The sequence below is a fragment of the Pseudovibrio sp. FO-BEG1 genome (assembly GCF_000236645.1).
In the GTDB taxonomy this organism is placed as follows: domain Bacteria; phylum Pseudomonadota; class Alphaproteobacteria; order Rhizobiales; family Stappiaceae; genus Pseudovibrio.
The window spans coordinates 4,664,595-4,690,141 of sequence record NC_016642.1 but is presented as its reverse complement, the minus strand read 5'-3'; the positions used below and the strand labels follow the sequence as shown (position 1 = coordinate 4,690,141).

At 51.7% G+C, this 25,547-nt stretch carries 21 protein-coding genes and 1 riboswitch; of the genes, 14 read left to right on the top strand and 7 right to left on the bottom strand.

The window, feature by feature from the left end; translation table 11 throughout:
* The first annotated feature begins 55 nt into the window (after positions 1-55).
* The 4 genes from PSE_RS21100 to PSE_RS21085 all read left to right on the top strand — a co-directional run bounded on the left by PSE_RS21100 (position 56) and on the right by PSE_RS21085 (position 4,524).
* Positions 56-871 (top strand): hypothetical protein, encoded by an 816-nt coding sequence (locus tag PSE_RS21100; RefSeq protein WP_208998014.1) that lies wholly within the window; start codon positions 56-58, stop codon positions 869-871.
* A 356-nt stretch (positions 872-1,227) separates the two neighbouring features.
* A riboswitch (cobalamin riboswitch) is annotated at positions 1,228-1,439 on the top strand.
* A 34-nt stretch (positions 1,440-1,473) separates the two neighbouring features.
* Positions 1,474-2,139: an energy-coupling factor ABC transporter permease gene (locus PSE_RS21095; RefSeq protein ID WP_014286656.1), complete on the top strand. Its 666-nt coding sequence runs from the start codon at positions 1,474-1,476 to the stop codon at positions 2,137-2,139.
* Positions 2,140-2,362: 223 nt separating this feature from the next.
* Positions 2,363-4,012 carry an energy-dependent translational throttle protein EttA gene (ettA, locus tag PSE_RS21090; RefSeq protein WP_008548166.1) on the top strand — a complete coding sequence of 550 codons (1,650 nt, stop codon included), beginning with the start codon at positions 2,363-2,365 and terminating at the stop codon, positions 4,010-4,012.
* A gap of 248 nt (positions 4,013-4,260) precedes the next feature.
* Positions 4,261-4,524, top strand: coding sequence for a hypothetical protein (locus tag PSE_RS21085; RefSeq protein ID WP_008548148.1), 264 nt, complete (start codon positions 4,261-4,263; stop codon positions 4,522-4,524).
* Positions 4,525-4,531: 7 nt separating this feature from the next.
* On the opposite strand, the gene PSE_RS21080 is transcribed toward PSE_RS21085, so the two are convergent.
* Together PSE_RS21080 and PSE_RS21075 are read right to left on the bottom strand one after the other, a co-directional pair.
* A complete protein-coding gene (locus PSE_RS21080; protein WP_014286655.1) occupies positions 4,532-4,867 on the bottom strand; it encodes a DUF2293 domain-containing protein in 336 nt (111 codons plus the stop codon).
* Positions 4,868-4,896: 29 nt separating this feature from the next.
* Positions 4,897-6,894, bottom strand: a complete 1,998-nt coding sequence (locus tag PSE_RS21075) for a diguanylate cyclase (RefSeq protein ID WP_014286654.1) — start codon at positions 6,892-6,894, stop codon at positions 4,897-4,899.
* 390 nt (positions 6,895-7,284) lie between these two features.
* Between PSE_RS21075 and PSE_RS21070 the strand changes: the two genes are divergently transcribed.
* Complete coding sequence (locus PSE_RS21070; protein WP_008547428.1) at positions 7,285-7,911, top strand: metalloregulator ArsR/SmtB family transcription factor; 627 nt, start codon at positions 7,285-7,287, stop codon at positions 7,909-7,911.
* A 14-nt stretch (positions 7,912-7,925) separates the two neighbouring features.
* Here PSE_RS21070 and PSE_RS21065 read toward each other — a convergent pair whose 3' ends face one another.
* Positions 7,926-8,528 (bottom strand): helix-turn-helix transcriptional regulator, encoded by a 603-nt coding sequence (locus tag PSE_RS21065; RefSeq protein WP_008547980.1) that lies wholly within the window; start codon positions 8,526-8,528, stop codon positions 7,926-7,928.
* Between the two features lie 204 nt (positions 8,529-8,732).
* A complete protein-coding gene (locus PSE_RS21060; RefSeq protein WP_014286651.1) occupies positions 8,733-9,620 on the bottom strand; it encodes a hydrogen peroxide-inducible genes activator in 888 nt (295 codons plus the stop codon).
* 521 nt (positions 9,621-10,141) lie between these two features.
* Here PSE_RS21060 and PSE_RS21055 point away from each other — a divergent pair.
* The 7 genes from PSE_RS21055 (at position 10,142) to PSE_RS21025 (ending at position 21,968) form a co-directional block, all read left to right on the top strand.
* On the top strand, positions 10,142-11,227 hold the full coding sequence (locus PSE_RS21055; protein WP_014286650.1) for a DUF2336 domain-containing protein: 1,086 nt from the start codon (positions 10,142-10,144) through the stop codon (positions 11,225-11,227).
* A 155-nt stretch (positions 11,228-11,382) separates the two neighbouring features.
* On the top strand, positions 11,383-13,725 hold the full coding sequence (locus PSE_RS21050) for a mechanosensitive ion channel family protein (protein ID WP_041768732.1): 2,343 nt from the start codon (positions 11,383-11,385) through the stop codon (positions 13,723-13,725).
* Positions 13,726-13,984: 259 nt separating this feature from the next.
* Positions 13,985-14,959 carry a metalloregulator ArsR/SmtB family transcription factor gene (locus tag PSE_RS21045; RefSeq protein ID WP_008547773.1) on the top strand — a complete coding sequence of 325 codons (975 nt, stop codon included), beginning with the start codon at positions 13,985-13,987 and terminating at the stop codon, positions 14,957-14,959.
* Positions 14,960-14,961: 2 nt separating this feature from the next.
* Complete coding sequence (gene metF, locus PSE_RS21040) at positions 14,962-15,882, top strand: methylenetetrahydrofolate reductase [NAD(P)H] (protein WP_193384375.1); 921 nt, start codon at positions 14,962-14,964, stop codon at positions 15,880-15,882.
* Positions 15,883-15,969: 87 nt separating this feature from the next.
* Positions 15,970-19,716 (top strand): methionine synthase, encoded by a 3,747-nt coding sequence (metH, locus tag PSE_RS21035; protein WP_014286646.1) that lies wholly within the window; start codon positions 15,970-15,972, stop codon positions 19,714-19,716.
* Between the two features lie 240 nt (positions 19,717-19,956).
* The gene (locus PSE_RS21030) at positions 19,957-20,553 is read left to right on the top strand and encodes an FMN-dependent NADH-azoreductase (RefSeq protein WP_008547430.1); all 597 of its coding nucleotides are present in this window, start codon (positions 19,957-19,959) and stop codon (positions 20,551-20,553) included.
* Positions 20,554-21,158: 605 nt separating this feature from the next.
* On the top strand, positions 21,159-21,968 hold the full coding sequence (locus PSE_RS21025; RefSeq protein ID WP_014286645.1) for an extensin family protein: 810 nt from the start codon (positions 21,159-21,161) through the stop codon (positions 21,966-21,968).
* Positions 21,969-22,035: 67 nt separating this feature from the next.
* Here PSE_RS21025 and PSE_RS21020 read toward each other — a convergent pair whose 3' ends face one another.
* On the bottom strand, positions 22,036-22,533 hold the full coding sequence (locus PSE_RS21020; RefSeq protein ID WP_008547411.1) for a BA14K family protein: 498 nt from the start codon (positions 22,531-22,533) through the stop codon (positions 22,036-22,038).
* A gap of 270 nt (positions 22,534-22,803) precedes the next feature.
* Here PSE_RS21020 and PSE_RS21015 point away from each other — a divergent pair, with 270 nt between their 5' ends.
* Both PSE_RS21015 and PSE_RS21010 read left to right on the top strand, forming a co-directional pair.
* Complete coding sequence (locus tag PSE_RS21015; RefSeq protein ID WP_008547663.1) at positions 22,804-23,550, top strand: HugZ family protein; 747 nt, start codon at positions 22,804-22,806, stop codon at positions 23,548-23,550.
* Between the two features lie 83 nt (positions 23,551-23,633).
* Positions 23,634-24,290: a bifunctional 2-polyprenyl-6-hydroxyphenol methylase/3-demethylubiquinol 3-O-methyltransferase UbiG gene (locus PSE_RS21010; protein WP_008547575.1), complete on the top strand. Its 657-nt coding sequence runs from the start codon at positions 23,634-23,636 to the stop codon at positions 24,288-24,290.
* Here PSE_RS21010 and PSE_RS21005 read toward each other — a convergent pair.
* Both PSE_RS21005 and PSE_RS21000 read right to left on the bottom strand, forming a co-directional pair.
* On the bottom strand, positions 24,274-24,957 hold the full coding sequence (locus tag PSE_RS21005) for a glutathione S-transferase (protein WP_041768731.1): 684 nt from the start codon (positions 24,955-24,957) through the stop codon (positions 24,274-24,276). The genes PSE_RS21010 and PSE_RS21005 overlap by 17 nt on opposite strands.
* Positions 24,950-25,522, bottom strand: coding sequence for a thioesterase family protein (locus tag PSE_RS21000; RefSeq protein WP_014286640.1), 573 nt, complete (start codon positions 25,520-25,522; stop codon positions 24,950-24,952). Before PSE_RS21000 ends, PSE_RS21005 begins: the two co-directional genes overlap by 8 nt.
* Positions 25,523-25,547 lie beyond the last annotated feature (25 nt).

The following is a 25,547-nucleotide window of genomic DNA, read 5'->3' as shown; positions in this document are numbered from 1 at the left end:
GATGTGCATTGTAGGTCTCCATCTTGCTTGAACAGCTTCTGGGTGATCTTGAGCGATGCAGTGGTCCAGCTTGTTTTTATACTCCGCAGTTTCAGTCATGCAGCCAACCGGTGGTGAGCGGGATAATATCCTGCCAAGCTGGAGTTCCACCTCAGCACGTCACGGGATTATCGAGAGCATTGAGCGCATGGGGCGGACGGAAAGCCCGGAGTTTGTGGCACTGGAAGACCGAGTTGCCGTGCTTGTGGGCGATGGTGCATTGTGGAGCGCCGCTGTACAGAGCGCTGACAATAAAGTCGTGCCACCCAATGCTGACGGAGATCTTGGCAGTTTCGCTGACTACAGCGAAAGCGTGCGAGCTCATTTGTCTCTCAATGGGCCGAAAGCAGTTGGTGCCAAGTATCGGGAGTTCGCCTATCAGCCTTTGAAGGAACTGGTGGGTTTCCTGAAAGAACATCACTTTGAAATCTGGGTGCTGAGCTTTGGTGATCATGAAGTGGATCGCACCATGGTGGAGCTGAACTATGGTTTGCCACGTTTCAGGGTTATTGAAGTGTCAGCGACTTCTAGTGAAACCCCGTCTTTGGAGTTGGCGCGTGCGATCTGGGATCGGATTGGCGCAGCCCCCACAGTCTTTCTGGGCCGTACACAGACAGATCTGGGGCTATTGCAGCTGGCAGGGAAAGGCGTGGGCACTTTGAAAATTCAGATTGCGTCTGGCCAGAGTGGGGTACAAGAAGCCTCCGGCACAACTCCAGATAAGGTCTCCGGAAAGGTTGATTCTTGGAGCTTTGTGATTTCACCAGAGAGACATTGGCTCAGGAAGTTTTCGTGGCAGGCTCCCTCCGTGACCAGCCTGAGTAAGAATTAGTAGAAAATACTGAGACTTTCGTTGAGGTCTCTCAGAGATATATTTGAGTTGTTCTAGTTTTAATCGATTGAAGGACTGACTAGTTTTGCAACAATGAATAATATCTGCTGTTTCAGAAGTAATTTTATTTATTTTGATGAAGATCAATGAAGGGATGGAGCACTCTGATATCTCTAAATGCAGCTTCGGCTGGCACTCGGATGGGGGAGTGTCAACTTTCTTAAAGGCGTGTACCACCGGGTACACGCCTCTTTTTTTGCCTGCAGCTTGCAGTGGCTTCTTCTGAGTAAAAATCTCAGGAGTTGAGCGTTTTCCCAACCTCCTCTTATTTCTAGTTGTGTCTTCTCCTGGAATTTACGATATTCCGGCTGTTGGGTTCTATAGAAGCCAAGCTTCTTGGATGAAAAGGGAATGCGGTAGGGATGACCAAAGATGGGCCCGAGCCGCAGCTGCCCCCGCAACTGTTACGTGGTGCGTTCCTCATAAAAGCCACTGGAGATGATCTCTGGGAAGGCGAGTGATGCAAAAGCCATGAGCCAGGAAACCTGCCCGACACAACATAAACTCAAACCGCACGGTGGGTGCGAAGAGGAGCATATTAAATGCATATTGAACCGGGTTACGTTTCTGCGGCCAAGGTTATCGCTGCCAATGCAGGTGCCGTCGGCGTTTTTGTTTGGGGCTGCAAAGAGCAGATCTCTGAATTTCTGAAAGAGCCGCTTACTCCGCTGAAAACACTTTTGGCTGCTGGTTTCTTCTCCATTTTCATGCAGAGTTTCCATATGTCTGTCGGGCCATCCGAGCTTCATTTTATTGGGGCGATGGCGATGTATCTGACACTCGGCTTTACGCCTGTTCTGCTAGGGTTTGCGATCGGCCTGTTGTTTCAGGCACTCGCTTTTGATCCGCAGGACATGTACCACCTCGGCGTGAACAGCCTGTCTTTGATGCTGCCGCTGATTTCCGTTCATTATCTGGGCGGTAAGCAGCTGTTTGACAAAGACCTGACCAAACGTCTGAGCTTTGCTCAGATCCTGAAGCTGGATGCTATGTACTATGCTGGTGTGACTGGTATGGTTGGCTTCTGGCTGATGATTGGCGAAGTGGCAACACCGTTTACGGCGTGGGCGCAGTTTGCCTTGTCTTATCTGGCAATTGTTGTCTTTGAGCCTATTGTGACCTTCCTTGCTGTGAAGGGCCTGAAGGCCATTGAAGACAATGCCGTGGTTCGGAATCTTACCGTGGTTCCGCAGCTGAAGATGGGTTAAGTTTCTACGAGTTTACTTTTAGCAGGGGCAGCGGTTTTTACTTGCTGCCCTTTTTCTTGCTTTCGCGAAGCTGGCGGCTTTGCAAAAATCCTGATTTTGGAAGAAAAAAGCGGCGGATTTGATCTTCGCTGAAGTGTTATGGATTGCCCCGTGGCGCAGCTTCCACTATGAGTGCTTCCCAGAGAATTCTTAGTTTACACAGATCAGGAGATGCAGGCAGTCCATGGCGCGCCAGTTCATCTATCACATGCACGGGGTCTCCAAGGCCTACGGTGCTAAAAAAGTACTCGACAACATTCACCTGTCTTTCTACCCGGATGCGAAAATCGGTATCCTTGGTCCTAACGGTGCAGGTAAGTCCACTCTTTTGAAGATCATGGCTGGTCTGGATAAAGAGTACACCGGTGAAGCATGGGCTGCTGAAGGTGCCAAGGTTGGTTACCTGCCGCAGGAACCACATCTGGACCCGGACAAGACCGTCTTTGAAAACGTGATGGAAGGCGTTGCGCACAAGCAGGCAAAGCTGGACCGTTACAATGAGCTGATGATGAACTACTCGGATGAGACTGCCGAGGAAGGTGCTCAGCTTCAGGACGAGATCGACGCTCAGGATCTGTGGAACCTGGAAAGCCAGGTTGAGATGGCAATGGAAGCGCTGCGCTGCCCTCCATCCGATAGCCCTGTGACTAACCTTTCCGGTGGTGAGCGCCGCCGCGTTGCGCTTTGTAAGCTTCTGCTTTCCGAGCCAGATCTGCTGTTGCTTGACGAACCAACCAACCACCTGGACGCTGAAACCGTTCACTGGCTGGAGCGCCACCTGCGCGAGTTCAAGGGTTCAGTTCTGATCATCACCCACGATCGCTACTTCCTCGATAATGTGACTGGCTGGATTCTGGAGCTCGACCGCGGTCAGGGCATCCCTTACGAAGGCAACTACACCACATACCTTGAGAAAAAGACCAAGCGTATGGAGCAGGAAGGCCGTGAGAACATGGCTCGCTCTCGTGCGATCAAGCGCGAAAAAGAGTGGATGGGTATGTCTCCGAAAGGCCGCCAGACCAAGTCTAAAGCCCGTATTAAGGCTTATGACGACCTGCTGGCTGCTCAGGAAGAGCGTATGCCTACCATCGAGCAGATCATGATCCCGGTTGGTGAGCGTCTTGGTAACAACGTGATCGACGTTGAGAATGTCTCCAAGGGCTTTGGTGATCGCTTGCTGATTGACGATCTGTCCTTCAAGCTGCCACGCGGTGGTATTGTTGGTGTGATCGGTCCAAACGGTGCTGGTAAATCAACCCTCTTCAAGCTGCTGACCGGTCAGGAAACTCCTGACAGTGGTAAGGTTGAGCTTGGTGAGCGCGTGCATCTTGGCTATGTAGATCAGTCTCGCGATAAGCTGGATGACAGCAAGACCGTTTGGGAAGAAATTTCCGAAGGTGCTGAAGTGATCTACCTGGACAAGAAAGAGATCAACTCTCGCGCATACTGTTCTTCCTTCAACTTTAAGGGTGCAGGACAGCAGGCGAAAGTCGGCGACCTTTCCGGTGGTCAGCGTAACCGCGTGCACCTTGCGAAGGTTCTGAAGTCTGGCGCTAATGTGCTGCTGCTCGATGAGCCGACCAACGACCTTGATACTGAAACCCTTGCAGCGCTGGAAGACGCTCTTGAGAGCTACGCAGGTTGTGCCGTGGTTATCTCGCACGATCGTATGTTCCTCGACCGTCTGGCAACGCACATGCTGGCCTTTGAAGGTGACTCCCACGTTGAGTGGTTTGAAGGTAACTTCGAAGACTACGAGAAAGATAAGGTTCGTCGTCTGGGCGCACACGCTGCTGACCCACGCCGCATCAAGTACAAGCCACTTACACGCTAAGTACTGCTTTCTACAAAGAATTAAGGCCCGCATTTGCGGGCCTTTTTTGTTGGGGCAGTGTGGTTGTGAGGAAAATGGCCTGTGGTCATTGCCGTATGATGTGCAGTTTTTTAGAAAAGCAGAGCAGCAGTCACATTCTATATTCATGCTTTATACGTAGATGTGCTGATGTGACGCATGCGCGCAACTGCTAAATTGATGTAAGTCAAGACTGTGTTCTTCCCCATCAATCAAAAACGGGCACTGTAATGAGCGATACAACTTTGTCTTCTGCTGAGGCTCAGCAGGATAGCGATCCGCTGTTCTTTAAAATACTCTTCCTCGTCCCAATCATCGGCTGGTTGTTTAAAGACGCTGTACACGGTAACAGCGAAGCGAAATACTATTTCTGTGCCAACTTCTTTGTTGGCTGGGGCCTTGCAATTGCGTTCTTCGGCTATGCTGCGATTATTATTCCAGCGCTGTGCCTGGTAGCACTTGCCTTTACTTGGATTATTGGTGTTTGCCGATAATTTATAGCTACTGATCGTGCTCGCCGCTTTCATTGGGAGCGGCCAGCAGTTCTTCCGCAGTTATGGTGCCACCCCACGATGTGATGGTGGCTCCCATTTCGTCCGCCACGCAGTAGCGTGCAGCGTCGCGGTCCAAACCTTCTTCCAGCAAATCATCATAGTCCGTGTATTGGTGGCGCACATAACTGGTTGTTGCCAGCAGAACGGCGATATGTGCTGGTAGGTGGCACAGATGTTGCTGGTTGGCTTTACTTCTGATTTCAGCTGCATCCAGAAATGGTACGTGTGGTATCAGCGTGGCGAGTGCATCACTGATTGCCCGTTGTCTTTTAGTCCTGCTCACACATGATCTCTTGCGCTGATGTCTGAGCACTAATTTATCATGGATGATGGCAGGCGCGACACTCTTCTATGTGCGATGCTTGATTTTGCTCTCTGGATTGGATCCTGAGAGATACCCAGCACATGTTTCTTATAGATTTCCGAGAAGCGTTGTTCAGGTGCATAGAACTCTCCCTGAACATATTCCGCTCCAAGTTCTTTCAACTTTTCTTCGGTATGAGCGTTCTTGATCTCTGAGAGAATGATCTCGATGTTCAGGGCGTGTGCGAACTCGGTTGCTGCGATGAGCAGGCGGGCTGTCTTCTCGTCTTCAAAGAGCTTCTCAACAGATCCTGCATGCAGCTTGATGTAAGAGATGTTCAGTTTCTGGAAATGTTCGATCTTGAGACCACCGGAATCGAAGTGGTTTATGCAGAGTTTGACGCCGGTGCTGGTGAGTTCATTGAGCTGACTGATCAGGATGTGAGCGTTGGCTCGCAGAAGGACCCGGGAAGGGATCTCTAATGTGAACTTGTCTGGTTGGACGTTGTTTTCCTGAAGCAGATAGCTGAGATCATCGCAGAAACCTTCCTTCAATAGAGATGGCACAGGCACGCGGAACAGGAACTCCCAAGGTTCCATCGATGTGTTCTGGCAAGCGCGCATGGTGTGAATGATGGCTGCAATTGTAGTATCGCCGAGAATGTCGCTGAAGCTGGCGCTGTCGAAGATTTTGGAGAGATCACTGCCACGTGCAATTTCAAGGATCTGTGTGGGCCAGTCCGGGCGGGCCTCCAGCATTTTAATCTTGCTGGTCCTGCAAGTTCTTATGGGTTGGAACACGGTGCCAACCTGATTTTGCATGAGTGCCTGTTTTGCAGTGCGTTGCAGGGTGACTTGTCGATCCAGCCGCGTGCGCATCACCTGATTGAAGAGGCTGGCGCGGTTCCGGCCTCGTTTCTTTGCATGATACAGAGCTGTGTCGGCACTCTCTTGCAGTTCTTTGACGTTGTTTGCATGGCGAGGAAACACGGCAGCACCGATGCTGACCTTGGGCCGGATCTCGCTATGCTCGTGATAGATTGGATGGCTGAGGGTTGCCGGCAGCTCCTCCAGCAGTGCTCTGATCTGGTGACAGGTGGTATCTTCCAACAGCAGGGCAAACTCATCGCCACCCAGCCGGAGTGCGGTGATGTTCTCACATTCCATTTGCTTGAGGCGATCGGAAATGGCAACCAATGCTGCATCACCTGCAGCGTGGCCGTGGGCATCATTGATGACTTTCAGATGATCCAGATCCACATAGAACAAAGCGACGCGTTGGTCCGGATCGGTGACGCTCTCGATTGCATCCGATATCAGTTGCTCAAAGCTTTCTCGGGTGCGCAGGCCGGTGAGTGGATCAATGTTGCAGACTGTGAAAATCTCACGTGGATTGGACTGCTGAGGGGGAAGCAAATACCTTGCGGAGGCTGGATCATGAATGCGCAGTGTATCGTTCAGATCGTTGGCTGAGAGGATGCGCAACAGGCCGGGAACCAGAATTCTTGCCAGGTTTCTGAAGCTTTTCAGTTTCTTAGTGAGGTCTGCATTGATGAGCTGATCAGAGCCTTTTTGAAAGTGTGCTCTTGGAAAGTGCGTGGACGTGTTTGTCTCTGCGTTGCAAAGGATGCCAACGACTGCGATGACGCGGTCCTGAAGAGAAAGTGGCATGAGTGCAATGAACTGTGTGGCAGAGGTGCTTTCACTTCTAAATCGGTGTGGGAAGATCTGGACATCATCACCGCAGATTGGCAGCTCGGTAATCTTGGTCAGTAGGGTTCGTAGCTGTCCTTCCAGCGGTTGGATACTGTCAGAAACGAAGAGCTCTGTATCGTGGAGATCATCCTGCGGGTTGATCATAATGAAGGTGGGCAGCTCGAACAGTTTTTCATAGACGCGTAAGACAGATTGCGCGAAAGGCTGTTGGCGCGTCTCAGCAGAATGAGGGTTCGTTCTGTAAACGGGGTACTCGATATTGTATTTTGTGTTGCCTGCTTCAGACATCATTCCCACCACTATCAACCAATTGTTTACCACGCCTCTATTGATAGGGATTATGGGCTTTTACGCAAAAAGAAAGCGGGGGTCTCTCTGAGAATTTGGGGGCATGTTGTGCGGGAATACTATAAAAATACTAGGTAAATTTTAGGAAAATGGGGATAAGCGTCTTTGAATTTTTCAGTTTATATGAAAAGTGAAATTTCTTATTTGCGCATTACATATGTAGATGAGTAATTGTGATGCATAATCTCTTCTGCGGCAAAGACAATACTATTTTATGGGTAAGTTATCAGTGATTCCTTGCTGTGGTTTACATAGGGCACAAGCCCAGTAGCTTTTGCTTTATTAGGAAAGCTAAAACTTTTCATATAATTTCTAGTGTGCTATGAGTTTCCTATGAGTGATCGCACAAAAGACAGACTGATGTACGCGCTTAAATCGCGCGGACCTAACACAGCGGCAACCCTGGCTAAACACCTGGGCGTAACGGCTGTGGCTGTTCGTCAGCATCTGGATGCGCTCCTTGAAGCAGAGCTTGTTGAGTTTGAAGATCTGAAGGGTACTGTTGGCCGTCCGCGCAGGACCTGGCGCCTTTCGGATACTGGCAATAAGAAGTTTCCTGACAACCATAGCGGTGTGCTTGTCGATTTGCTTGGCAACATCAAAGACCTCTATGGGGAGGAGGGGCTTCAGCGCTTGATTGATGCGCGTGCTGATCAGTCCCGCAAGTCCTATGTGTCTGCGATGAAGTCTGCCAAAACGCTCTCTGAAAAACTGCATTGCCTTGCTGAGCAACGCAGTGAAGAAGGCTATATGGCTGAGGTTCTGAAGGATGGGGAGGAGAGCTTCCTGTTTGCGGAGAACCACTGTTCCATCTGTGCCGCAGCCCGGTCCTGCCAGCATTTCTGCCAGTCTGAGCTGGATCTGTTTCAGGATGTGCTGGGTGCGGATGTGCGTGTTGAGCGTGTGGAGCATATCCTCAAAGGGGATCGCCGCTGCCTCTACAAAGTTTCGCCGAACTAATCGGGCCTTTACTCTTACACCAGAATTGAGAGAAGCATTGCCAGCTCTACGCGGCTGCTTACGTTCAGCTTTGCGTAGATGTTCTTGCGGTGCGTGCGCAGTGTGTTCTTGGTGATGTCCAGATCTGCTGCGATTTGAGGCTCTGTCTGTGTTCCTGACAGCTGTTCCAGAACGATTGCCTCTTTATCCGTCAAGCGGAAGAGGGCGGTTGCTTTCTGGATGTTGATCTGCTGCTGGATTTCCAGATCGGTGATGAAGAGGAAGAACAGGTCCTCATAATCCGTATCGACCAGACGGATATCGATATGGATTGGGCGCAGGAATGCCTCGTCACGGCGGAGGACTAGCTCCTGCTGAACATCCAGATCAATGGTGGCTGTTGCCAGGCTTTGCGCGTTCTGGAACTCGCGCTGATGGCTTGGGTCCGTGAACTCCAGCCTGCCGGTGCTGATCTTGATCTGGGGTGTTTGCTCAAACAGGCGTTTAGCGAACTCGTTGCTGCGCAGGATGGTGCCATTTCCCTGAATTATGGCCACGCCCTTCTGTAGCCGGTCAAGGCTGTCTGCAAGGTAGCTGCAGAAGGCTTGGTCTACAATGTGGGCGATCTCATTGCTCAAGGTATTGGATTCCTGTTTTACACCGAGCAACAAAAAATGGCTGATGGTGTAATAGCGTGCGTTTGAATGGAAGGAAGTTCATCTAAATAAGAGTCGTTCTTCTATTCCATATTCTATAGCTTAGTGAAAAATCGATAATGCGTATGCAGTCATACGGTATATTTTTCGGTTATTCACAGCAACGGGTTGAATTAACTACTTTCATTAGTTGGTGACGTTACGCAAACACCTTGCGAGCGCCATGTAATCCTCGCTTTTAGGCGAAGTTTTTCGCCAGATTAAACCTATCCTACGGGAAGGTTGGGGCTCTGCAAACCGCAAAAGTGTTATGCGATCATCTGCGATTTCTGTATCTGCACAAATTTCCGGTAGTACGGTTACCCCATATCCGGCGGCCACCATGTGGAGGACTGTGGCGATACTTGTGGCGCCCACATTAGCTGACTGATTTTGACCAATTGATCCACAAAAGCTCAGTGTTTGATCTCTGAGGCAGTGACCTTCTTCCAGTAGCAGCAGGTTCTCACCGTGAAGATCGTCAGGGCCCATGCGTTTGCGTTCGTCGATTTCGCGTGAACTGGCTACAGCTAAAAGGAAGTGATCTTCAAAGATTGGAGCTTCTTCCAGATCGGGCTCTTCAACAGGCAAAGCCACGAGGACAGCGTCCAGAGTACCGTGTTTTAGTTCGCTGAGCAGGGTGGCGGTCAGTGTTTCGCGAAGATCAAGCTGCAACGCTGGGTATTGCTTCGTGAGAGCTGGCAGCAGTTTGGGGAGGATGTAGGGGGCGAGTGAGGGGATGACGCCGAGGCGGATAGTTCCGCTCAAAGGGGAGGCGGCGTGTTCTGCGTAGGCTTTAAGGTCTTGCATCTCCCGCAGGATCTGGTTCGCACGCTTCGCGATCTCTTCGCCTTCCGGTGTCAGGCGGATGGAGCGGGCGTTTCTTTCGATCAGGCACAGGCCGAGCTCTTTCTCCAGGTCGCGGATCTGCATGGAAAGGGCGGGTTGGGAGACGCAGACTTCTTCCGCGGCATTTCCGAAGTGGCCGTGCTGTTGGACAGCGACGAAATAGCGAAGTTGTTTGAATGTAAGCATGAGATAAAAATATCTTATTGCGGGGTGAAACTGAATTCACATTTGCTGATGAAATGTTGATGCTATTGCCGCTCTGAAATTGTTGATTTTCTTAGGTGGCTTAGAAACTTAACCTCGGGCGACTCAAGAGTGCCTCATCCGGAACTTGACCTTTTGGTAAGGAATTAACGTTTTGAACGCCGTAAATGTTGATGAAGCCACTCAAAATTTGGGGACGTTCTGACAAAAAGAGAGTGTGTCACAAACAGGAAGTTAACGAGGCTTGGGGCATGTGCCGAACAGATGAACGTGGTTAAGGATTTGTGATATTTTTGTAAGCCCTTGTTGTTGCTTATTTTTTTAATTAAATTTCTGAGGATCTCGCTAGAGCCCGAAAACTTATTGGTTTTTTTGTTATTCAAAGCATGCAAATCGCACATTAATTTTTCTAAATTAACTAAAAATAGAAGAGATTGAGTTAGGTTTTGTTTAATCCTGTTTCTTAGGTTTTTATCAGTTTGCGTATCCCATCGGTGTTTTAAATGTCATCTGACTTGGCTTCTCATATCGTTGACTTCAAATCTCTGGCGCTTGAAAAAAATATCGAGCGGCGCTCGGAGCTTGCCCGCCATGTGGCACTTTTGTTTGCCCGGACGTGGGAGCGGTGCTCTGATGATCAGATTGATATCTATGATAGCGTCATGCTCCGTCTCTCAGAAATGGTTGAGCGGCATGCGCTGAGTTATATGGCTGAGCAGCTTTCTGAAGTGCGCCGAGCTCCGGAACAGACTGTTCGCAAACTTGCCTTTGATGAGATTGATATTGCTGAGCCGCTGCTGCGGAGCTCTAATGTGTTGCGTGAGAGTGATCTGGTGAGCATTGCGCGCAGCAAGAGTGATGATCACCGTCTGGCGATTGCAAAGCGTGATGTGATTTCAGAGAATATCAGTGAGGTTCTGGTCGATCTTGGAAACTCCGAGGTGAAACAGACTGTTGCTGGTAATGATGGCGCGGTACTAGGTCAACGCAGTGTGAAATCCCTGATGAGTGAAGCGCGCGGGGATGAGGTGCTGCAGATGGCGCTTGGTCAGCGTGCGGACCTTGCTGATGCGCATATCGAAGCCCTCATTAATTTTGCCAGTGAGCAGGTTCGTAAGCAGCTTATTAAAGAAGGTGCAAGCGATGTTGCAGGCAAGCTGCCAAAAGCTGCGCGGATTGCAGCAGGTAAGCTTTCCAACGAGTTCTGGCTTGGTCGTTATGACTTTGAGACTGGACGTGGCCGTGTGATGGAGCTGGTTCGTCAGGGCCGCCTCAATGAAAATGCGCTGCGGGCTTATGCGGAAGAGGATCGCTTTGCCGAGGCTGTTGCTGCATTTGCGATGCTGGCGGGGATTGGTCATTCAGAGGCACAGCATTGGACTGTGCGCAACGATACGGAGCCATTCCTTGTTGTGTGCCGGGCTTCCGGTTTTGGCATGATGACTGTTCAGGCACTGTTGAAGATTGGGCCATGGCGGTATCGCCTTTCCAACTCTCAGCGGCAGGCTGCGTTGAAGACTTATCAGGCGCTGGATCAGCAGGAAGCTTATAAGCAGTTCATCACCTGGAAAGAGCAATGGATGGCTTAGGGCCCGCTCTTTATGCATTGGTTATTCAAGGGTCGCTTCGGCGGCCCTTTTCTTTGTCAATTTAATCCAAAAGTCGAGTGGTTCTTCAAAAGCAACTTTAGGTACTCGTCGTGTTTACTCCTGCCTGATTGGGTCGTGTAGCCAAAGCAGGATTGATGCAAGTAAGAAAAAGCAAAAAAGTTTCTTCTGACAGTGCTAAAGCGGATCGCTTCCTTAATTTCCTTATCTCCTTTCTGACGCTGCTTGTTCTTGTTGGTATGGGGCTCCTGTTGCACATCAGTTTCGTGGCTGCGCAAACGGTGGAAACTGGAACTCCCGCTGCCGCAGCTCCCATGGTTGCGGAGCAGGAGATGGTGGTGCAGAGCGCACCTGCTGCTATGGGCAATGAGGAGCTGGTCTTTGGGCTGTCGAATGGCCTTGAGCTGTTCTCGCTGGAGAATATCGATCGCTCCAGCGAGTCCCTGAATGCTGTCCTGCTGGATCTGGGTAACTTTCCGGTTCACGTTCACAACGCTTTGGAGCGGGCGCGGCCAGACACCAATATCTCCTGGGTCTGGCAGATTTTTGCGCTGACGCTGTTTGCTGTCACCATTGGTTTTGTGGTGGAGCTGTTGGCTGACAAGTTGTTTGCTAAGCGGTTGCTGCGGTTTTATCGGGGTAAGCCAGAGAGCAGGGCGGAGAAGATTGGTTTTCTGTTCTCCCGGTCACTGGTGCAGGTGGCAGCGATCTTTCTGCATGTGATTGTGACCTTCGCACTTATTCTCGTGATCTCAGACAATACTGAGAGTGTGCGGCATGCGGCGTTGATCTTTGCCAGCTTCTACTTCTTCTTCCGGCTGCTGCTTGTCTTTACGCGCAACTTTCTGGCTGTCGGGAATGAGCATCACCGGGTGGTGCCGCTGGATGATCAAGTTGCGCGATCCTTTCTACATGCCATTGTTTTTTGTGGTGGTGTGGCCTTCTTCCTTCTGGCGTTTGGCAGGTGGATGAGTCACTTGTCGCTTAATGCCAATGCGCAGCGTATTCTGGATTTGCAGAGTGGATTGTTTCTGGCGGTGTCCGCTGCGGTGATCTGCTACATTTATCGCAGGCCGATTGGGAACTGGTTTTCAGGTCAGCAAGATCCAGCTCAACGGCGGCGGGTCTGGCGGCGGCTGTTTAGTCAGAACTGGCATCTGGCTGCGCTGGCTTACTTTCTGGTGGCGTGGCTTGTGTTTGCGCACCGGCTGCTGTTGGGGCTGACCTACGACAGTTTGTTGCTGCTTGCGCCGATTGTTGCGATCTTTGCCAGTGTTTTGCTCTATGGCATTCTTCTTCTCGTTATTGATAAATGGCTGTTGCCGCCGATCAACATCGACAGGCTGCAAGATGCGTTTGTTGAAGAGATTGTGCAGGTGGAGGAAAGAGCAGGGCACTCTTACAACCAAGAGGAAGTCAACGCGGAGGCACGGGCGTTGGCCGCGGATAAGGAGGCTGGGCGACAACCTTATCGGCAACTACTGGACCATGGCGCCCGTTTGGTGACGCTGATGTTTGGTCTGGCGGTCATCATCGAAGCGTGGGGGATCAATCTCTTCAAGCAGGATGGGCTGTTTGGCAATCTGGTTGAAGTGGCGTTGATCGTATTCTTTGGCTACATGGCCTATCAGGCCGTTCACATTACCATTCAGCGTCAGATTGAGATCTCTGAAAGTGACAAGAGCGGACAGGCCAAGATGGGGCGGTTGGCGACACTGCTACCAATTCTGCGAAATTTCCTGCTGATTTCAATTGTGGTGCTTTCCGGCATGGTTGCTCTGTCAGAGATCGGGGTGAACATCGGCCCGTTGTTTGCGGGTGCTGGTGTTGTTGGGCTTGCGGTTGGCTTTGGGGCGCAGACGTTGATTAAGGATATCTTCTCAGGTGCGTTCTTCCTACTGGATGATGCTTTTCGCACGGGTGAGTACATTTATGTGACCAACAATGTGGAAGGGACGGTTGAGCGGATCTCTATCCGGTCCATGCAACTGCGTCAGTCTGATGGTCTTCTGAATACGGTTCCCTTTGGCAACTTGTCTTTCGTGAAGAACTCTTCCCGTGACTGGACCATGATGAAGCTGGCGTTTCGGGTCACTTACGATACGGATGTGGATCGGATGCGGGAGTTGATCTCTCAGCTTGGAGACAAGCTGCTGAATGATCCTGAGCTGGGGCAGAAGTTTCTGGAGCCGCTTCAATCACAAGGTATCACTGCGCTGGAAGATTCAGCGATGATCGTGCGCGTGAAGTTCACGACGCGGCCAGGGGATCAGTACATTTTACGGAAGGCCGTGTTTGCGGGCATTCGGGAAATCTTCAACCGCGAAGGCATCACATTTGCCCACCGTGAGGTGAAGGTACGGATCGATGAAGGGGCTGCAAGAGGCCAGTCTTTCTCTGACTCACAGAAAAAGGCGATGGGTGGTGCTGTTTTACCGATTGTTGAAGATGATGATCCGGATAATCCTTCCAAGGCATAAACGCTGCAAATTGGCGGTTTTTCGCTCTGTTTGACCCATGGGAATGTCAGAGTTGAAATTTGATCAGCCAATTTTCAAGGAAAACTCAGAAAAACTATTCCTCTTTTGGTGCGAGAAGGGAATGTTCCTCCTTGTCATCGAGTTCTTATACGTATAAAGATATCTTTATATCATATTATTCGATCAGCTGGCGGCGGTAATAGGCTTGATAACGACAGTAAATAATGAACCAGAAGGCAAACTCCCGGTAGAGGATTTGGTGGGCTGCTTGCGTGCCTGTGGTGAGACGACACGTATCCGTCTGCTTGCTTTGCTTGTGCTTGGCGAGCTGACCGTGAAGGATCTGACAGTCATTCTTGGGCAGAGCCAGCCTCGGATTTCGCGCCACCTGAAGCTTCTGTGTGAGGCCGGGGTGATCAAGCGTTATCCGGAAGGGGCCTGGGTTTATTACCGTCTTGGTGAAGGCGGCCCGGCAGAGTTGGCGCGGCGCATTGTTGCGCAAAGCCAGCAGAGTGATCCGGTGCTTGCTGCTGACCATGACCGTTTGGTGTCGTTGCGCCGTGCAAAGGCGGAGGAAGCGGCGGCTTTCTTTGCAGCACGTGCCAACAACTGGGACAAGGAGCGTAGTCTTCATGTTCCTGAAGTTGCTGTCGAAGCTGCTATGCGTGCGCTTGTGGGGTCCAAGTCCTTTGATACCCTCCTAGACCTTGGGACTGGAACCGGACGTTTGCTGGAACTGTTCAGCGAGCAATACGAGCGTGGCATTGGCATTGATACCAGCCAGAACATGCTTTCTGTGGCGCGGGCCAATCTGGACCGCGTGGGCTTGCAGAAAGCACAGGTGCGTCAGGGCGATATTTATGCGCTTCCGATTGCACCGGACACAGCTGATCTGACGGTGGTTCATCAGGTTCTTCACTATCTGGAAGAGCCTGGGCGGGCGATTTTGGAAGCTGCCCGTACTTTACGGCCGGGTGGTCGCCTCTTGCTCGTTGATTTTGCTCCTCACGAACTGGAGTTTTTGCGGGAAAAGCATGCGCATCGTCGTCTTGGCTTTTCTCAGGAACAAGTGGGCAATTGGCTTGCAGAAGCTGATCTGGAGCTTGTTTCAACGAATGATCTTACCCCGGGCGCGGGGGAAAAAGACAAATTAACTGTTACCCTTTGGCTCGCTCAGGATCGTCGGGTTGTGACCGACCTGCCTGTAGCGGATCCGACCAAGGAGCTTGCTTAGTTATGAGCGAACATAGTATCGATCGCCGTTTTAGGCTCAATGGAGCCTCTGACATCTCCGTTTCTTTCGAGTTTTTTCCTCCAAAGAGCGAGAAGATGGAGCAACAGCTTTGGTCGTCAATCAAACGGCTTGAGCCACTGAGCCCAAGCTTTGTATCCGTCACCTACGGTGCTGGCGGATCGACCCGTGAACGTACTCACTCTACCGTTTCGCGTATTGTGAATGAGACTGCTCTGAAGCCAGCTGCTCACCTGACTTGTGTGGATGCCACCAAGGAAGAAGTGAACGAAGTTATTCAGGCTTACTGGGATGCTGGCGTTCGTCACATCGTGGCGCTGCGTGGTGACCCGGCTGCTGGTCTTGGTGAGAAGTACCATCCGCATGAAGGTGGTTATCAGTCTACCGCTGATCTGGTGGCGTCCATCAAGACGATTGGTGATTTTGAGGTTTCTGTTTCTGCCTATCCGGAGAAGCATCCTGAATCTCCAAGCTGGGATGCTGAGCTGGATGTGCTGAAGGCAAAGGTGGATGCGGGCGCGACCCGTGCGATCACGCAGTTCTTCTTCGATAACGACCATTACTTCCGCTATGTGGACCGCGTTCGGGCGGCTGGCATCAACATTCCGATCATTCCGGGCATTGTTCCTGTGACCAGCTTCAAGGGCATTTCCGGTTTTGCGAAGAAAACTGGTGCTTCTGTGCCGGGTTGGCTGGCGCACCGGTTTGATGGACTGGATGATGACCCTCGCACCCGTGAGCTGGTTGCCGCAGCGGTGGCGGCTGAGCAGGTGATGAGCCTTGCGGATGACGGTGTTGAGGACTTCCACTTCTATACCATGAACAAGGCAGACCTCGTTTACGCGATCTGCCACATGCTTGGTCTTCGGGCAAAACAGGATGTGAAAGCATCTGTCGCCGCCTGAACCTAATCCACGTCAGCAGAGATAATTATCGGGTTATGGCCCAGCCGTGACCCGCACAAAATAAAGTACTAGAAAAGATCGGATCCCATGAGTTTGCAGGTGAAAAAGACCGGTTCGGACATTTTTGCAGCCCTAGAAGCAGCCGCCAAGGAACGTATCCTTGTTCTGGATGGCGCCATGGGAACTATGATCCAGAATCTTCAGTTTAGCGAAGAGCAGTTCAGAGGTGAGCGCTTCAAAAGCTGGAACCAGGACCTGAAGGGTAACAACGACCTTTTGATCCTGACGCAGCCAGATGCCATTCGGGACATTCATCTTCAGTATCTGAAGGCTGGTGCGGATATTATTGAGACCAATACCTTCTCCTCAACCTCCATTGCGCAGGCTGACTATGCGATGGAAAGCATCGTGTATGAGCTGAACAAGGAAGGTGCGCGCCTTTGTTGTGAAGCTGTTGAGCAGATGAAGGAGATTGATCCATCCCGCCGCCGCTTTGTGGCTGGTGGACTTGGACCGACCAACCGGACAGCTTCCATCTCTCCTGATGTGAACAATCCGGGTTTCCGTGCGGTTTCCTTTGATGATCTGAAAGACTCCTATGCTGAAGCAACACGTGGTCTGATCGACGGTGGCTGTGATCTGATCCTTGTTGAAACCATCTTTGATACACTGAACGCAAAAGCGGCTTTGTTTGCGATTGATGAGGTGTTTGAAGAGAAGGGCGTGAAGCTGCCGGTTATGATCTCCGGTACGATCACTGACCTTTCCGGACGTACACTTTCCGGCCAGACGCCAGAAGCATTCTGGAACTCTGTTCGTCATGCTGCGCCGTTTACTGTTGGCTTGAACTGTGCGTTGGGTGCGAAAGAGATGCGTGCGCACGTGGATGAGATTTCCCGTGTGGCTGATACGCTGGTCTGTGCTTATCCAAATGCTGGCTTGCCGAACGAGTTTGGTGAGTATGATGAGAGCCCGGAGTACATGGCTGGGCTTTTGAAAGAGTTTGCTGAAGCTGGCCTTGTGAACGTGGTTGGTGGGTGTTGTGGTACGACACCGGAGCACATCAAAGCAGTTGCAGATGCTGTTGAAGGCTTGCCACCACGCGCACTGCCAGAAGTGCCACGCCTGATGCGTTTGTCAGGTCTGGAGCCATTTACTTTCACCAAGGACGTGAACTTTGTGAACGTGGGTGAGCGTACCAACGTGACGGGTTCTGCACGCTTCCGTAAGCTGATCAAGAATGATGATTACACCACGGCGCTGGATGTGGCGCGCTCTCAGGTGGAGAATGGTGCACAGATCATCGACATCAACATGGATGAAGGGCTTCTGGACAGTGAAGAAGCCATGGTTACCTTCCTCAACCTGATTGCGGCTGAGCCGGATATCGCGAAAGTTCCGGTGATGATCGACAGTTCCAAATGGACTGTGATTGAGGCTGGCCTGAAATGCGTGCAAGGCAAGGCTGTGGTGAACTCCATCTCCCTAAAAGAGGGAGAGGAGAATTTCATCGCGCAGGCCAAGCTGATCCGTCGGTATGGCGCTGCTGTGGTTGTGATGGCGTTTGACGAGACTGGTCAGGCAGACACGCTTCAGCGCAAGATTGAGATTTGCAAGCGCTCTTATGATGTGCTGGTCGACAAGGTTGGGTTTGGACCGGAAGATATCATCTTCGATCCGAACATCTTTGCTGTGGCGACCGGTATTGAAGAGCACGACAATTACGGCGTTGACTTCATTGAAGCGACACGCTGGATTTCTGAGAACCTGCCTTATGCGCATATCTCTGGTGGTGTTTCCAACCTGTCGTTCTCCTTCCGTGGTAACGAGCCTGTTCGTGAAGCGATGCACTCTGTGTTCCTCTATCACGCCATTCAGGCGGGTATGGACATGGGTATCGTGAATGCAGGTCAGCTGGCGGTTTATGATGACCTGCCTGCGGAACTGCGTGAGCTTTGTGAAGATGTGGTGCTGAACCGCCGTTCGGACTCCACGGATCGTCTGCTGGATGCTGCTGAGAAGTTCAAAGGCGCCGGTGGCAAGAAGCGTGAAGTTGATCTGACCTGGCGCGAAGGCACCGTTGAAAAGCGCCTGGAACACTCTCTGGTTCACGGTATCACTGACTTCATTGTTGAGGATACAGAAGAAGCCCGCCAGAAGGCGGATCGTCCGCTGCACGTGATTGAAGGTCCGCTGATGGACGGCATGAACGTGGTGGGTGACCTGTTTGGTGCTGGTAAGATGTTCCTGCCACAGGTGGTGAAATCTGCTCGCGTGATGAAAGCAGCGGTTGCTTATCTGATGCCTTACCTTGAGCAGGAGAAGAAGGAGCTTGGTCTGGATGAAAGCTCATCCAACGGCAAGATCCTGATGGCGACTGTGAAGGGTGATGTGCACGACATCGGTAAGAACATCGTTGGCGTTGTTCTGCAGTGTAACAACTTCGAAGTGATCGACCTTGGCGTCATGGTGCCAACTGCGAAGATCATTGATGAAGCGAAGAAGCACAACGTGGACATTATCGGGCTTTCCGGTCTGATTACGCCTTCTCTGGATGAAATGTGTCACGTGGCTTCCGAGATGGAACGTGAGGGCCTTGATATTCCGCTGCTGATCGGTGGCGCGACGACCTCTCGTGTGCATACGGCGGTTAAGATCCATCCGAACTACTCCAAGGGTCAGGCGATCTATGTGACGGATGCTGGCCGTGCGGTTGGTGTTGCGTCTCGCCTGATGGCTGAGGGTGGCCGTGAGGAGATCTACGAGAACACTCGCCTTGAGTACGTGGATGTTGCTGAGAAGCATGCGGCGGCTCGGAACAAGAAGGTGCGTGCGAGCATTGAGACGGCACGGGCAAACCGCTTTAAGCCGGACTTTGAAACGCACAAGCCAACCAAGCCGAAGTTCCTCGGCACCAAGACCTTCACAGACTTCTCTCTGGAAGAGCTGGTGGACTACATCGACTGGACGCCGTTCTTCGCGACCTGGGAGATCAAAGGGGCTTATCCGGCGGTTCTGACGGATGATCGTTACGGCCCGGCAGCTCAGGCGCTTTACAATGATGCGCGGGAGATGCTGAAGGAGATCGTGGACGGCAAACTGCTGCAGGCGAATGCTGTGGTGGGTTTCTGGCCATGTGCGCAGGATGGTGATGATCTGGTGCTTTACACGGATGAGAGCCGTACAGAAGAGCTGAAGCGTCTTTACACGCTTCGTCAGCAGATGGACCGTTCTTCCTCTGATCGTGGCAATGTGGCGCTGGCGGACTTTGTTGCGCCGGTTGAAAGCGGCATTCCGGACTATGTTGGTGGCTTTGCTGTTACTGCTGGTATTGGTGAGGATGTGCTTGCCAAGCGCTATGCGGATGCAGGTGACGACTACAACAAGATCCTCAGTCAAGCGATTGCAGACCGTCTTGCGGAAGCGCTTGCAGAACGTATGCATCAGCTGGTGCGTACCGAGCTGTGGGCCTATGCACCGGATGAGACGCTTTCTAATGCTGATCTGATCGCAGAGGGCTACGATGGTATCCGTCCGGCTCCGGGTTATCCAGCACAGCCTGATCATACTGAGAAGGGTACTTTGTGGGAGCTGCTTGATGCGGAAGCGCAGACTGGCATTTCTCTGACTGAGAGCTATGCGATGTGGCCTGGTTCAGCCGTGTCTGGCCTCTACTTCTCGCATCCTGACAGCCATTACTTTGGTGTTGGTAAGATCGAGCGGGATCAGGTTCAGGATTATGCGGTTCGTAAGGGCTGGGACTTGGAAACCGCTGAGCGCTGGTTGGCTCCAATCCTGAATTATAATCCAATGGCTCGTGAAGCTGCGGAATAACGCGCTGAAAATTAAAGATTAATCAGGGCTGCAAGGAAACTTGCAGCCCTTTTTCTTTGCTGGGATTGTCGATGATGCGTGCAAGGACTGTTTCCAAATAGTGATCTAATCATTCGCTGTGGTTCGACTATGTATGTTCAGGAGAAAACAATCGCTCCTGTTCAGGGGCACTGAGAATGTCAGGTATTCCTCTCCGAAAGCCGGAGTCTTTTTTCAGGAATACGCTATTGGAGATGACAGATGAAAAAGACAATTCTGAAGATCGACAGTTCAGCCGCAACTGCAACCTCCGTCACCCGCCAGCTTGCGGATGAGCTGGTTGGCAAGCTTTCCAACGTTGGTGATGAAGTTATCGTGCGTGACCTCAACCAGCCTGTCTCATTCATTGATGAGAGCTGGATTGGTGCTGCTTACACCCCTGAAGAGCAGCGCAATGAAGATCAGAGAGCTGGTCTTGCTCTGTCTGACACACTCATCTCAGAACTGAAGGAAGCCGATGTTCTTGTGATTGGTGCACCGATCTACAACTTCTCTGTTCCAGCTGTGCTGAAGGCCTGGGTTGATCAGGTGGCGCGTGTTGGTGTGACCTTCCAGTACACAGAATACGGCCCAGAAGGCCTGCTGAAGGGCAAGAAGGCTTACATCGTTGCGGCAACCGGCGGCGTGCCTGTTGGCTCCCCAGCGGACTTTGCAGTGCCTTACCTCAAGCAGGTGCTTGGCTTCATCGGTATTACTGATGTGGAAGTGATTGCAGCGGAAGGCGTTGCTGTTGATCGTGATGGTGCGATTGAGAAAGCGCAGAACACAATGGCGGGCCTGACAGCAGTGGCTGCATAATACCCCGACAAATCAATGTCTCATCTGGAGCCCACCTTGGAAACAAGGTGGGTTTCTTTGTGCATCTGGATTGTTAGTGCCTTCTGATTTTTGTTCTTGAAGGACTTCGTAAGCATGGGGGGAGGGGTCTACAGTAGGCCGATAACAACCGCGGCAACAAATGCGAATGCAAATGTAATTGCGATGGCGTTAAAGCTTCGTGTGACAGTCATGGATTTATCTCCCGTTACTCACTAGCTGCTTGAAGCTTATGTGACGGGAGCCACGTTAGGAAGCAAAAAAATGCCATATTTCATAGCGCTGCTAGAAAACAGGCGAAGATCACTTAAAATTCCTACTGCAAATAATTTGTGTAAAGCCGGAGGATACATTCTGGTTGTTTTGTGAAAGACCAAGGGAATTCTTGCGTTTCCTCTGTCAAATCAATAAGCAGGATTTTTGCGGCTCCGGGAATACTATTGGGGTTGTGATATTTTTTCTCCTGCGGTGAATTGGACGTGGATAGTTTAAAACATTCATGACATTTCGGGCCGCAATTCAGAAACATTCAGCAATGAATCAGGAACAGCGCCGGGCAAACAGCTGTTCAAATCGGGGATTTCGAGGTGGGTTACACGACAGGCGCGCGCGCTGCGCTCAGAACACTTTCGGCCGCGCTTGTTGTTGGCATGTGTATTGGTGCTGCACAAGTTGGTGCTACGCCGATGCCAAAAGCTCGCCCTTACTTCGGCAACACAACGTTGCTGCCACCGATGCCTCTTCCGCAGAGCAAACTACCTGCCCAGCAGTTTCCAACCCCAATTGGAAAGCCGCTTTCGCTGGTTCCTGTACCTATTGAAAACCAGCGCGTCTTTCCACCTGCAGGTAATGCCAAGATGTGCGTGTTGCGTGGATGGAGTGTTGAGGTGCTGGAGAGTGTTGATGGACCGGGCGGTTGCGGTATTGATGAGCCCGTCTCCTTGCGCTCTGTCGTAGCTGGCGGGCAGGAAATCGGCCTGACCATGCCGGTGCAGATTGAATGTTCTCTGGCTCAGCAGCTGGATGGCTGGCTGCAGGATGTGGCCGTGCCTGCTGCGCGCCGGGAACTGGGAGTTTCCATCACCCGCATTCGTACGGCGGCGGGCTATGCTTGCCGGGGCCGGAACAACCAGCGCGGTGCCAAACTCTCAGAACACGGCAAGGGCAATGCGATTGATATTGCCGGTTTTCACCTCTCCGATGGTCGCGAAGTGACGGTTGAAGAAGGCTGGGATGGGTCTTCTGCCGAAGTGCGTTTTCTGACCAGCCTGCACAAAGGAGCGTGTGAGCGCTTTACCACTGTGCTTGGGCCGGATGCGGACCGATACCATCGTGACCACTTGCACTTTGATCAGGGTTGTCACGGCAAGGACTGCAAGTACCGGGTTTGTAAATAGGAGACGCCCACCTGATCGAGACGGGGCTTTATCTCTCTCAAGCGGGCGTTTGCTGTGATGTCAGGACTTACTGGCAGAAACGGTTTTTGCCAGAGTAGGTGCGATAAGTGCCGGTGTTTGGGTTAAAGCTTCTGTATTTGTTGGTGCAGTATGCGAACCATGCTGGTGACCACGGAGCTGGGGCTACAGCCTGTGCGTGGTAAACCGGTGCTGGCTGATGCACGACCACTGGTGGACGGTACGCAGGTGCCGGTGGGCGATACGCTGGCGCTGGTGGACGGTAGGCCGGACGTGGTGGTGCAACATACTGTGGCTGCGGTGTGACGGCATTGCCGATGATGAGGCCAGCTGCCAGACCGATGACGCCGATTGCGGCTGCTTCACCTGCATTGATGCCGTGCTTCTTGTGCTTTTTCTTCTTCCGCTTGTGGTAGTAGTGGTTCTCTACATAGGTGTTGTTTTCAATGTAGGTGTTGTTTCTTTGGCCTGCCTGAGCTGCAGAAACGACTGGCAACATCATTGCCCCTGCAAGCGCTACTGAAATTACTGCTGATGCTTTAGCCATTTTCGTCTCCGTAAACGGTATTTCGTGTTTGTTGAGACTAATTAACCAGAGACGGCCTGAACCTTCTTTGAGAGCGCCATTCATCTTCTGTTCATGTAGATGAATGAGATGGAAAAGCTATATAAATCAATTTATTAGTCGCAAGAAAAAATGTTCAGCGCCTGTGTTTCTTACCGAATTTTAAGTTGAGTATGCTTCTCATCTTATTTAGTGCAGATAGACAACAATGAAGAATCTGAGCAGGGTCAGAACCGGATAAGTGAGGTTGGTATGGAAAAGAAGATAGATCCAATTCGTGAGACCACCGATGAAGCGCGCGCTCTTGCCAGAAAGCTGATCAGAACGGTTCGATTTGCTTCCCTTGCCGTGCTTGAGCCGGAGACCGGATATCCTATTGTCAGCCGTGTGGGTGTCGGTTCGGATGTCGTTGGTGCGCCGTTCATGCTGGCCTCCAGCCTTTCCAACCATTCGCAGTGCCTTGAGCAGGATCAGCGTGTGTCGCTGCTGATTGGGGAGCCGGGTAAGGGGGATCCTCTGGCGCATCCGCGTCTGACCGTGATTGGCCGCTTCGAGCGCCTGAGCAAAGGTGATCCGCTGTGTACGGAGCTGCGCAATCGCTATCTTATGCGCCATCCAAAAGCCAAGCTCTACGTGGATTTTGCTGATTTTGATTGGTACCAGCTGCATGTTGAGCGGGTGAACATGAATGGCGGCTTTGGTAAGGCCTTCTTGCTGACGCGTGAAGATGTTCTGAGTTCTGAAGAAGGACGCGAGCAGCTGGCGGCGACGGCGCATGATCTGGTTATCCGCATGAATGAACGCCATGCCGATGAGATCGGCAGCTTTGCCTCCAGAACCTTCAAGGTGGGTGCCTCCAAGTGGGGGCTGGTTAGCATTGATGGTGAAGGGGCTGAGTTCTTTGATGGCGAGACGGTTTACCGTCATTTCTGGGAGGAAGTGACACCAGCAGGTGAACTTGAAAAGCTGGTGCTACAAACTCTCGGTTGTTCTGTGTAAAACCATGACGTAGGGTTTTGCTTGCCTTATAGTTCTTGTAAGGCGACTATCTATGCAAGGTGCAGAACAGGGTTGGAGCAGAAATGAATAAAGAGAATCTGGACAGCACAGCGGGTGCAGAGGTCTATTCCGAAAAGACTTTGCGGATTTATGACTTGCTGGTTTTACGGTTCTCCAACACGTTTCTGTGGCGTTGTTCTGCTGCTAAGGCGCTGAGCTTCTTCAACCGCAATGTCAGCGGCAACCATCTGGATGTTGGTGTTGGCAGTGGTTATTTTCTGGAACATGGCCGTTTTCCGCAGGACACGCGTCTGGTGCTGATGGATCTGAACCCGCAGTGTCTGGACTATGCGAAGGCACGGGCGGTGGTTGCGAATGTGAGCACAGCGCAGGCGGATGTTCTGGAGCCGATTGAGTGGTCGGAAGATAAGTTCGACAGCATCAATCTGGGCTATCTGCTGCACTGCCTGCCGGGCAGCATGAAGCAGAAGTACATGGTGTTTGAAAACCTGAAGCCACTGATGAATGAAGGCGGCGTTCTGTTTGGCTCCACCATTCTTGGGGAAGGGCAGAAGCCAAACTGGGCTGCGCGTAAGCTGATGGCGTTTTACAACAGCAAGGGCATCTTCTCGAACCAGCAGGACAATCTTGAAGACCTTCGGGCCAATCTGGAGAAGTACTTCAAGGATGTAACCATTGAGGTGATTGGTGAAGTTGCGCTGTTCAGAGGGCGTGTGTAGCCGCTTCTTCCGGGAAGAGCACAAGGTCATCTTCGGGTGACCATGGCTTCCATTTTTTGCCAAAGACGGTTTTGAAATCTGGCTGGTCGATGCGCTCGAGCAGCCATTTTTTTACGCTCTGCGGGGCCTCTTTCTCAAAGCGCTCTTTGTCCGCATTGGCGAACTGGCGCACGAATGGGAAGAGTGCCTGATCGGCCAGCGCAGGGCGGTTTCCGAACAGATATGCAGACTTTTCCAGCCGCTCCGAGAGCTTTGAGAGCTCTTTGATAGCAAGGGTGTAATGCTCGTCCGGGTCAGCATCTTCGTAGCGCGTGGAGTACTTGTATCTGTCCAGATTGCGTTTGAAGTCGCCGTCCATCTCTTCGATGAGCTGTAGCATTTCTTCCAGTGAGCCGGTTTCCGGTGAGAGCCAGCTTTGTGGGTCGTTTTGCTGAAGTGCCCAGAGCATGATGTCCAGGCTTTCTTCAATCACCGTGCCGTCGTTGAGCAGAAGGACAGGTACGGTTCCTTTGGGCGAGATTTCCAGCATGTGGGCGGGCTTATCCCGCAGAACGATCTCACGAAGGGCGACTGCCCGCTGGCTGGCGACCAACCCCAATCTTGCGCGCATTGCGTAGGGACACCGACGGAATGAATACAGGATCGGGAGGGACGTCTGCTCAGCCATGCTTTCTGTTGTCTGCCTTTGATTGATCGTTTTCAGCAGCTGGTATTTCTAATGAATCTACAGGAGCAATGCCAGCGGATTTGCGCTCATAGGCCTGAATTGCCTTCTCTTCTTTCAAAAAGGCCTCAATATGCGGCTGCAGTTTGAGTTCTCTGACAGGGGTGTCGGTTTCCTGCAGGACTGTTGTGGTCGGCACAAATGCTTTTTGCGCGCGGTCATACATGCTGACGCGCACGAGGCCGGTTGCTGCGACGATGCCCTTTTTCTGGCCTCGGGTGAAGATGAAGCGCTGTTCCATGACGGCGGCTTCTTCCGTCCAGTAGACGATCTCGCTTTCCAGCTTGAAGGGCTCCATGAATGGCAGTTCACGGCGGAAGCGGACGGTGGCATGGTTGGCCAGTGGAGTCCACTTGTTGCGGAAGATGGCCTTGCCCAGCTTGGTGCGGCTCATATGATCCACACGGCCAAAATCCATCATGGCCAGATAGCGGCTGTTGGTGAGGTGGATGTTCATATCAATATCGGAGGGAAGAACGCGCAGGCTCACAACAGACTTGCTGAACATATCTGCTAGTTTTTCCCGAAAAGGG

Excerpts from the sequence above, each read along its gene's own strand:
- PSE_RS21030 (WP_008547430.1), top strand. The coding sequence starts at position 19,957 with ATGAAAAAGACAATTCTGAAGATCGACAGTTCAGCCGCAACTGCAACC.
- metH (WP_014286646.1), top strand. The coding sequence starts at position 15,970 with ATGAGTTTGCAGGTGAAAAAGACCGGTTCGGACATTTTTGCAGCCCTA.
- PSE_RS21060 (WP_014286651.1), bottom strand. The coding sequence starts at position 9,620 with ATGCTTACATTCAAACAACTTCGCTATTTCGTCGCTGTCCAACAGCAC.
- PSE_RS21020 (WP_008547411.1), bottom strand. The coding sequence starts at position 22,533 with ATGGCTAAAGCATCAGCAGTAATTTCAGTAGCGCTTGCAGGGGCAATG.
- PSE_RS21000 (WP_014286640.1), bottom strand. The coding sequence starts at position 25,522 with ATGTTCAGCAAGTCTGTTGTGAGCCTGCGCGTTCTTCCCTCCGATATT.
- ettA (WP_008548166.1), top strand. The coding sequence starts at position 2,363 with ATGGCGCGCCAGTTCATCTATCACATGCACGGGGTCTCCAAGGCCTAC.
- PSE_RS21015 (WP_008547663.1), top strand. The coding sequence starts at position 22,804 with ATGGAAAAGAAGATAGATCCAATTCGTGAGACCACCGATGAAGCGCGC.
- PSE_RS21055 (WP_014286650.1), top strand. The coding sequence starts at position 10,142 with ATGTCATCTGACTTGGCTTCTCATATCGTTGACTTCAAATCTCTGGCG.
- PSE_RS21010 (WP_008547575.1), top strand. The coding sequence starts at position 23,634 with ATGAATAAAGAGAATCTGGACAGCACAGCGGGTGCAGAGGTCTATTCC.
- PSE_RS21070 (WP_008547428.1), top strand. The coding sequence starts at position 7,285 with ATGAGTGATCGCACAAAAGACAGACTGATGTACGCGCTTAAATCGCGC.
- PSE_RS21050 (WP_041768732.1), top strand. The coding sequence starts at position 11,383 with ATGCAAGTAAGAAAAAGCAAAAAAGTTTCTTCTGACAGTGCTAAAGCG.
- PSE_RS21005 (WP_041768731.1), bottom strand. The coding sequence starts at position 24,957 with ATGGCTGAGCAGACGTCCCTCCCGATCCTGTATTCATTCCGTCGGTGT.
- metF (WP_193384375.1), top strand. The coding sequence starts at position 14,962 with ATGAGCGAACATAGTATCGATCGCCGTTTTAGGCTCAATGGAGCCTCT.
- PSE_RS21095 (WP_014286656.1), top strand. The coding sequence starts at position 1,474 with ATGCATATTGAACCGGGTTACGTTTCTGCGGCCAAGGTTATCGCTGCC.
- PSE_RS21075 (WP_014286654.1), bottom strand. The coding sequence starts at position 6,894 with ATGATGTCTGAAGCAGGCAACACAAAATACAATATCGAGTACCCCGTT.
- PSE_RS21085 (WP_008548148.1), top strand. The coding sequence starts at position 4,261 with ATGAGCGATACAACTTTGTCTTCTGCTGAGGCTCAGCAGGATAGCGAT.
- PSE_RS21100 (WP_208998014.1), top strand. The coding sequence starts at position 56 with ATGCAGTGGTCCAGCTTGTTTTTATACTCCGCAGTTTCAGTCATGCAG.